The sequence below is a fragment of the Psychromonas hadalis ATCC BAA-638 genome, from assembly GCF_000420245.1.
GTDB classification, from domain to species: Bacteria; Pseudomonadota; Gammaproteobacteria; order Enterobacterales; family Psychromonadaceae; genus Psychromonas; species Psychromonas hadalis.
On the sequence record NZ_ATUO01000259.1, the window covers coordinates 1 to 2884 of the forward strand.

General features: G+C 39.4%; 2 protein-coding genes. One reads left to right on the forward strand and one right to left on the reverse strand.

Annotated elements, in window-relative coordinates:
* Positions 1 to 152: 152 nt before the first annotated feature.
* On the reverse strand, positions 153 to 797 hold the full coding sequence (locus tag G322_RS0118445; protein WP_022943156.1) for a pyrimidine 5'-nucleotidase: 645 nt from the start codon (positions 795 to 797) through the stop codon (positions 153 to 155).
* A gap of 599 nt (positions 798 to 1396) precedes the next feature.
* Between G322_RS0118445 and hflX the strand changes: the two genes are divergently transcribed.
* Entirely contained in the window at positions 1397 to 2752 is a 1356-nt protein-coding gene (hflX, locus tag G322_RS0118450) for a GTPase HflX (protein ID WP_022943157.1), read from the forward strand.
* Positions 2753 to 2884 lie beyond the last annotated feature (132 nt).

The window sequence follows — 2884 nt, forward strand, 5'->3', positions numbered from 1 at the left end:
AAGGTCAAGGCGCATGATTGAGTAATAGCCGGCTATTGCGATTGAATGCAACGCAGATATTAGTCATTTAAACCAGTACTTAGGCGGATTGGTATAATATATGACCCATATTATTCAGTGACAACAACGATAACAATTGGCACTGTGGAAAATCACTTTATTAACGACGCCATAAAATCGGGTAGGTTTTCCGTTTTATAACAAGCATCATGTTGTTCAACATCACCTCGGTTAACTAGAATAGTACGCATTCCTAAGGCTTTTGCAGTGGCAATGTTTGCTATCTGATCATCGTAAAAAGCGGCATCAGAGGCTTCAAAATCGAAGTGTTGGCAAATAGTATTAAATGCATGCGGATCAGGCTTCATTTTGTAACCAGTCAGCTCTACACTAAAAATACCGTCGAAACAGTCATATAAATCGATATGTTTTAAAACTCTTGTCGCATAAGGTAGTGGCGAGTTGGTAAATACATAACGTGATTTTTTAAATGCATGTAATGCGTCTTTAAGCTTTGTTGCTTTTTCAACCTTATCTAAATTAACCTGATGAGAGAACTCAGAAAACTTATTCAGATCGACACTTGGATAATGTAATTGAATTCCCCTTATCGTCCCACCATAACGTTGATAATAACGTTCACACAGTGCATTAGATTCTTCAATGGAAATACTTAGCTCATTGCTAATGAAGCTACGCATTCTAGGGGCAATTTGCTCTAAAATACCATTCTTAGGGGAGTATAAGGTATTATCAAGGTCAAATAGATGGACATCACGCTCTAATAATGGAGTCAAAGGGTTACCTCTTTGTTTATCAGTAAATAGAGATACTATCACTCTTTCTTTCAAAATTTCAATGTAGTGGCATAGTAACTCCGGTCGTTCGTTTAGGCCGTAAAAGAAATATTCCTATTTAGCCTTTTGCCCCTTAGCTTTATAGAAAGCTAGCTTACATTAACCCCATCTCCACTTAGAAAGCCAACTCGCTAACGCCCCCTTAGCGAGTTAGAAATTTACAAAATGGTGGCCAATATTACTTAGCCACAACAGTTTTAAGTTGGTAACGATTTTTCCCGTAAGTAGTTATTGCCAACCTTTTTTCTGATACTGCAGAGCGGGTAATGTTATCGTTCAGGTTTGTGGTATAACAATTTTTCCACAGCACATTAGCAAAGCCCATTACCAAAGTAATGGGCTTTTTGTTTTATCTGTCTCTTACTGAAAGGTTATCGTGTTTTCCCTCGGCAACGAAAATAATATTACATTAGTCTGCTATTGCCCTATAAAGCTCAGCTATAACAGCGTAGGATCAGACTACTTTAGATAAAAATTAGCCTTGCACTTATATCAATTGGGTATCAGGTGCACTAATTACCCATTGGTATACAAAAAATATGCAACTTACAGCAAAAGCATCACGTACAAACGCTTTACTTATTTCTATTTGCACACCCGATTTCAAAGGTGATGAGGCAACCGAATCACTGGCAGAGCTAGCGCGTTTAGTGACGACATTAGGTTTTAAAGTGGTCGGCACCCAATCGCAGAAGCAGAGTTCGACTAACAAAGTTAATGTACTGGGTTTAGGAAAACTGGCTGAAATAGCGCACCTAACCGGCAACAAAGGTGAAATTGCGCTTGAAGCAGAAGAAAGTGATGACATATCTGAAGAAATAATTGATGAAACGTCATTTGCTGAGATCCCGTCAGACAATTTACCTTTTTCCTGTGCTGATGTAGTGGTATTTGATTGTGATTTAAGCCCATCTCAGCTACGTAACGTCGAGAATCAATTAGGCGTAGAAGTATTTGACCGTACCGGCATTATCATTGAAATATTTAGTCGCCATGCCCGCACCAAAACAGCGAAATTACAAATCGAAATTGCTCGCTTAAATTATGTCGCGCCACGACTGCGTGAAACATCATGTGGTGATAAAGAACGTCAAATGGGTAAAGGCGCTGGCGAAACTACGTTAGAGTTAAACCGTCGTAAAGTTCGTGACCAATTAGCAGAGCTCAAGCGCGAGTTGGTTAGTGTGCAAGATAAAATGAAGGGCAGGCGGTCGCAACGTGCCGAACTTTTTTGTGTTGCTTTGGTGGGTTATACCAATGCGGGTAAGTCATCGTTGATGCGAGCGATTACTGGTAGTGATGTCGAAGGTGAAAACAAACTTTTTGCCACCCTTGATACCACGGTTAGGGCTTTATTTCCAATCACTCAACCGCGAATATTAGTATCAGACACCGTTGGTTTTATTAAAAAATTACCGCACGATTTAGTCGCCTCATTCCACTCCACCTTAGCAGAAGCACATGACGCTTCATTATTGTTATATGTAGTAGATGCTTCAGATCCTTCTTTTCGTGCACAACTCGACGTGGTGCATGAAGTACTGAAAGAAGTCGGTGTTGAGGACAGTAAAAAATTACTGATCCTGAATAAATCTGATCAACTTAGCGGTGAACAACAACAAGCACTGAGGGACGAGTTTCCTGAAGCCATGATGACATCGGCTCGTGATCCGGCTGATATCAGTAAATTGCATAAATATATTGTTGCCGTTGCGCAGGATGAGATGATTGAGGAGGAGATTATTGTTCCTTATACCGCTAAAGGTATCATTGGTGAAATTCGATCGAACATGAGTGTCACAAAGGAAGAATATGAGTCCGATCATATTAAGGTAACCGTAAGATCAAATGCGATTGATTTAGCAAGATTGAAAAAGCGCATGTTGAGCTTATAAAAAGTGAGTGCTTTAAGCTAGTTATAACTGTGTGAATATGTAATGGTCAAGTATTTTTGGAGGGTTGTTAAGCCACATTTAATAACTTTCTTCTTTTCTGAGCAGGGGTCATATATTCAATTACAGAATTCA

Bases quoted from the DNA above. Each gene is read 5' to 3' on its own strand.
- hflX (WP_022943157.1), top strand. From the start codon at position 1,397: ATGCAACTTACAGCAAAAGCATCACGTACAAACGCTTTACTTATTTCT.